This is a genomic window from Arthrobacter sp. B0316-1-20 (assembly GCF_059091865.1).
In genome coordinates, this window is the sequence record NZ_JBNHHC010000132.1 from 1 (window position 1) to 5,143 (window position 5,143).

Annotated in this window: 6 protein-coding genes and 1 pseudogene; 2 read left to right on the top strand and 5 right to left on the bottom strand. The window is 66.1% G+C overall.

The genetic code is table 11. The features are described 5' to 3' along the window. From AC5RW2_RS40320 to AC5RW2_RS40330, 3 genes are all read right to left on the bottom strand, one after another. Positions 1 to 171 (bottom strand): ACT domain-containing protein (locus AC5RW2_RS40320; RefSeq protein WP_494075253.1); only part of this gene is annotated, 171 nt, incomplete at its 3' end. A gap of 5 nt (positions 172 to 176) precedes the next feature. After that, on the bottom strand, positions 177 to 1,262 hold the full coding sequence (locus AC5RW2_RS40325; RefSeq protein ID WP_494028075.1) for a 4-hydroxy-3-methylbut-2-enyl diphosphate reductase: 1,086 nt from the start codon (positions 1,260 to 1,262) through the stop codon (positions 177 to 179). A 9-nt stretch (positions 1,263 to 1,271) separates the two neighbouring features. Further along, positions 1,272 to 2,105: a hypothetical protein gene (locus AC5RW2_RS40330; RefSeq protein ID WP_494028076.1), complete on the bottom strand. Its 834-nt coding sequence runs from the start codon at positions 2,103 to 2,105 to the stop codon at positions 1,272 to 1,274. Between the two features lie 185 nt (positions 2,106 to 2,290). Between AC5RW2_RS40330 and xseA the strand changes: the two genes are divergently transcribed. Then, entirely contained in the window at positions 2,291 to 3,559 is a 1,269-nt protein-coding gene (gene xseA / locus AC5RW2_RS40335; RefSeq protein ID WP_494028143.1) for an exodeoxyribonuclease VII large subunit, read from the top strand. Between the two features lie 134 nt (positions 3,560 to 3,693). Continuing rightward, positions 3,694 to 3,969, top strand: a complete 276-nt coding sequence (locus AC5RW2_RS40340; protein ID WP_494028077.1) for an exodeoxyribonuclease VII small subunit — start codon at positions 3,694 to 3,696, stop codon at positions 3,967 to 3,969. On the opposite strand, the pseudogene AC5RW2_RS40345 reads toward AC5RW2_RS40340, so the two are convergent. Next, positions 3,966 to 4,819 (bottom strand): annotated as a pseudogene (locus AC5RW2_RS40345) (PPK2 family polyphosphate kinase). The gene AC5RW2_RS40340 and the pseudogene AC5RW2_RS40345 overlap by 4 nt on opposite strands. A 10-nt stretch (positions 4,820 to 4,829) precedes the next feature. Next, positions 4,830 to 5,143 (bottom strand): aminotransferase class I/II-fold pyridoxal phosphate-dependent enzyme (locus AC5RW2_RS40350; protein WP_494075252.1); only part of this gene is annotated, 314 nt, incomplete at its 5' end.

The following is a 5,143-nucleotide window of genomic DNA, read 5'->3' on the forward strand; positions in this document are numbered from 1 at the left end:
CCTGGCCAGGACCGCGCTCAGGCCCTCCGCCTCGGCAACCGTGGCCAGGGGCACTGCAGTACCTAGTGCGGCCCGGTCAGGCACGGTAATGAAGACGAAGGAGCCCTGCCGCAGCGTGGGCCGCATGCCCGCCAGCAGCGCGGCGAGGCTTTGGTCCTGCTGCTCCCGCATGCCGGTCAGGACGTCGGACGGGCTCCGCGTCCGCCCAGTCCGCGGGAGGAATCCCCCACGGCTTTGAGCGTAGCCCGCAGTTCCTTGGGCAGCGAGAACAGGATGTCTTCCTCTGCGGTCACGACCTCTTCCACATCGGCGTAGCCGTAGTCGGCCAGCAGCCTGAGGACATCGCGGACCAGCACTTCCGGCACTGATGCACCGGAGGTGATGCCGATGGTGGAGACGCCTTCGAACCAGGACTCGTCGACCTCGTTGGCGAAGTCCACCCGGTAGGACTGCCTGGCACCGTACTCCAAAGCCACTTCCACAAGACGGACCGAATTGGACGAGTTTGCCGATCCGACGACGATGACCAGGTCTGCCTGGGGGGCGATCTTCTTGATGGCGGCCTGGCGGTTGGAGGTGGCGTAGCAGATGTCATCGCTGGGCGGATCCTGCAGCGTGGGGAACCGCTCCTTGAGCAGGTTCACCGTGAGCATTGTTTCGTCGACGCTCAGGGTGGTCTGGGAAAGCCAGATCACCTTGTTCGGATCGCGGACCTGGACCTTGTCGACGTCGTCAGGGCCATTGACAATCTGGATGTGTTCCGGAGCCTCGCCCGAAGTGCCTTCGACTTCCTCGTGCCCCTCGTGCCCGATCAGCAGGATGTCATAGTCATCCTTGGCGAAGCGCACCGCCTCGCGGTGCACCTTGGTGACCAGGGGGCAGGTGGCATCGATGGTCCGCAGGCCGCGGTCCTCGGCCGACTGCACCACCGCCGGGGAGACGCCGTGGGCGGAAAAGATCACCAGGGCGCCTTCAGGCACCTCGTCCGTCTCGTCGACAAAGATGGCGCCCTTTTCCTCGAGGCTGCTCACCACGTGCCGGTTGTGCACGATCTGCTTGCGCACATAGACCGGCGGACCATAGTGCTCCAGTGCCTTCTCGACGGCGATGACCGCCCGGTCGACTCCCGCGCAGTAGCCGCGCGGAGCAGCAAGCAGCACCTTCCGCGGTTTATCCACGGGCGCCGCCGCCGCGACTTCCTCGGGGCTGCGGCGTTTGCGGGGAATGCTGGGCATGGGCACGGAAACGGAGGTGGCGGACATAGCTCCATGCTACCGGCGGCCTGCGGCCAGCCTCGAACCGAGTCCAAGAACCACGAGCACGGCCGCTCCGGCGAGGGTCAGCCCTATCCACTGTCCGAAGCTCTCTGCCACCCGGAAGACCAGGGCCTCCTTGAACGCCTGCGCTGCTTCGCTCCCGGCCGGAGCCTGGCGGAGCGCACTGCTGCCAGCCTGCAGCGCCAGCCAGTAGAGCCCGCCGGTCAGGGCCAGGCCGAGTCCCAGTCCGGTCAAGGCCGCCGAGGTCCGGCGGGCGGACAGCAGCGAGAGCAGTCCGGCAACAACGGCGCCCGCTGCCAGCCACGGCCATACTGCGGCACCGCGCAGCGACTTCACCACCCGCAGTTCATCCGGTCCGGCCGCCGGAACCAGTGCCGGTCCGGGCTCGGGAACCGGTACGCCCAGGACCGTGGAGATTTCCTCCGCCACCAGGGCCACCAGCGGTGTGGCGTCAAGCACCAGACGTTCACCGGCGGTACCGGAGGGGTTCTGCGTTGCTCCCCCGAGGTTCAGTTCATGGGACCGGCGCAGCGTCTCCGACCATGCCTGCTGGTAGCCGGGAAGCTCCGTGACACGGCTGGCGGCTTCCTCCATCATGGGCTGGACCAGCGGGACCAATGCGTCCGGTATGCCGGACGCGGCAGCAGCCTGCTGGGAAATGTCTCGGGCCAACGCCGCCTGGAATTCAGGGTCGGCACCCAGCGGCCCGGCAAGCTGGACGAACCCTTCCTGCGACACAACGTTCCGGTCCAGCCACGCCGCCGGAATGGCGGCCGCGGCCAGGACCAGGGCGACAAGCGCCATCAGGCCGGAAACTACGGTCCGCATGCGTCCTCCCCTCAAGGTCTGCAACACTGAATGAAACTCCGTGCGCGATTCTGCCAGAGTATCCGGAACGCTTTCTGTACGTGCCGTGGCGCCGGCGCAGGTGCGCGTCAAACTGTCCGCGGCACCTGATAGACACTTAATGAGACATGAACAGGTCAGAGTCCCCAGCTTTGGAGCATGAGAACATGAACGACGACGGCGGCGGCCGGTACCTCGGCACGGCGACTTCGGAGCCGGTCACCACCCTGCCGGCCACTGCCGCGGACACGTCCGCGGACCACCCGTGGCCGCTGCACGTGCTGTCCGAAAAGCTGAAGATGCATATTGAAAGGTCGCCCGCCGCCTGGGTCGAGGGTCAAGTGATCGAACTCAACCGGCGGGCCAATGTCTGCTATGTCACACTGCGGGACACCGATGCCGAGGTTTCGCTCTCCCTCACCGTCTGGACTTCGGTCATGAACCGGCTGGCGACCCCGCTGGAACGGGGCGCCCGCGTCGTGGCGCGGATCAAGCCGGATTTCTGGCTCAAGACCGGCCGGCTCTCGATGCAGACACAGGACATCCGCCCCGTTGGCCTGGGCGACCTGCTCGCGCGGATCGAAATGCTGCGGCGCGCCCTGGATGCCGAAGGCCTCTTCGCCGCGGAGCGCAAGCGCAGGCTGCCGCTGCTGCCCCACCGCATCGGACTGATCACTGGCCGCAATTCGGATGCCATGAAGGATGTCCTGCGCAACGCAAAGCTACGCTGGCCGGCCGTCGATTTCGAAATTCGTGAAGTGGCGGTCCAGGGGGTGAATGCCGTGTCCCAGGTTATGGGCGCCCTGGGCGAACTGGATGCCATGCCGGAGATTGACGTCATAATCATCGCCCGCGGCGGCGGGTCCCTCGAGGACTTGCTGCCGTTCAGCCACGAGGATCTGGTGCGCGCCGTGGCCGCGGCGCGCACGCCGGTTGTCAGCGCCATCGGCCATGAAGCGGACCGGCCGCTGCTGGACGAAGTCGCGGACCTGCGGGCTTCCACGCCAACTGATGCGGCCAAACGCGTCGTCCCGGACGTGGGCGAGGAACTCCAGCGGATCCGGCAGGCGCGGACCCAGCTGGACCGCTGCATCGACCATCTGGTCAGCCGTGAAACGGACCGCATCACCGCCATCCGCACCCGTCCCGTCATGGCCCGTCCGGAGGGCATGGTGGAGGTGCGCCAGGACGACCTTCGGCGGTTCCGGGAGCGGGCCCATTCGGCGATCTCCACCGCCGTGAACCGCGACACTGACCGCATCCAGCACCTCCGCGCGCAGGTGCGGGCGCTGTCGCCGCAGAACACGCTGGACCGTGGGTACGCCGTCATCCAGCAGGCTGACGGCAGTGTGGTGCGGATCGCGGATGACGTGGCGTCCGGGGAAGACCTGCGGATCCGCGTCGCCGTCGGCGAATTCCACGCCACGGCGCGGTAGCACGGCGCGGTAGATGGCATCCGCGCTGGACGGCATGCGGCTATGCGCCGTGAGCACCGGCCGGCGTGACCGGCAGGCAGCATAAGCAGTAGACAGTATGGGCAGTAAACAGCCCGGAACGGAAAGAGGCAATCATGAGCGAAAACCCCAACGGCGGCGGACAGCGAACCGTTCCGCAGCAGCCGGCGGCTCCCTCCACGGATGTCGATGGACTGTCCTACGAGCAGGCCCGGGAGCAACTGGTGGCCGTGGTCACCCAGCTGGAGGCCGGCGGCGTGAGCCTGGAGGAATCCCTGGCCCTGTGGGAACGGGGCGAGGCCCTTGCTGCACGCTGCGAAGAATGGCTGGAGGGGGCCCGCCGCCGACTGGAATCGGCGCGCTCGGCGTCAACAGAGGGTAGCCAGGGCTAGGACTCGTCCAGCAGCTTCTTTTCCGCTTCGACGTCGAAGTCCGCCTTCGGCCATCGTAGGTCCAGATCTTCAAGGGCATTGATCATCAACTGCTGGACGGCGATGCGGGCGTACCACTTGTTGTCCGCCGGAACCACGAACCATGGCGCAACGACGGTGTTGGTCCGTTCAATCGCCACCTGGTAGGCCTGCTGGTAGTCGTTCCAGAAGGCCCGTTCCGTTACGTCTGCCGGGCTGTACTTCCAGTGCTTCTCCGGCCGCTCGAGCCGTTCGCGCAACCGCCTTCTCTGCTCATCCTTACTGATGTGCAGCATCACTTTGATGATCCGGGTGCCGGATTCGGCCAGCAGCCGTTCGAAATTGTTGATCGCCGTATAGCGGCGCTCGATTTCCTTCCGGGTCGACAGCGCGTGCACGCGGTGGACCAGCACATCCTCGTAGTGGGAGCGGTCAACGGCGCCGATCATGCCGTGGGCCGGCGCTTCCTTCTCAATGCGCCACAGGAAATCATGCTGGCGCTCTTCGGCGGTGGGCAGTTTGAAGGCGTGGTGTGTGAGGCTCTAAGGTCGACCAGCCCGACGACGTGGCGGACTATGCCTCCCTTGCCGGCAGTGTCCATGCCCTGCAGCACCAGCAGGAGCGAATCGCTGTTGCCGAACCGGCTCGCTGCGAAGAGCTTTTCCTGCAGCGTTGCCAGCTTTTCGCCATACGCCGCCAAGGTGGCTGCGCCCTCCTCCTTGGTCCCCTTGTAACCGGGGGTAGCCGAGGTATCAACCCGCCTGAGCCGGAATCCGTTCCGGACCCGCAGCAGCTGGCTGGGGCTCGACTCGAAACTCCGGACGTTGGTCATGGCGGCGTGCCTACGGCTTGTACGTATCCAGGAATTCCGCCAGCCGACCGACCGCGTCCTCGATGTCCTCGACGCTGGGCAGCGTCACCATGCGGAAGTGGTCCGGCCGGATCCAGTTGAAAGCAGTGCCGTGGGAGATCAGGATCTTCTGCTGCTTGAGCAGGTCCAGCGCAAACTGCTCGTCATCCTTGATCGGATAGACTTCCGGATCGAGCTTGGGGAACAGGTACAGCGCGCCGTCGGCCTGTTCACAGCTGACGCCCGGAATGGCGTTGAGCAGTTCGTATGCCTTGTTCCGCTGCTGCAGCAGGCGTCCGCCCGGCA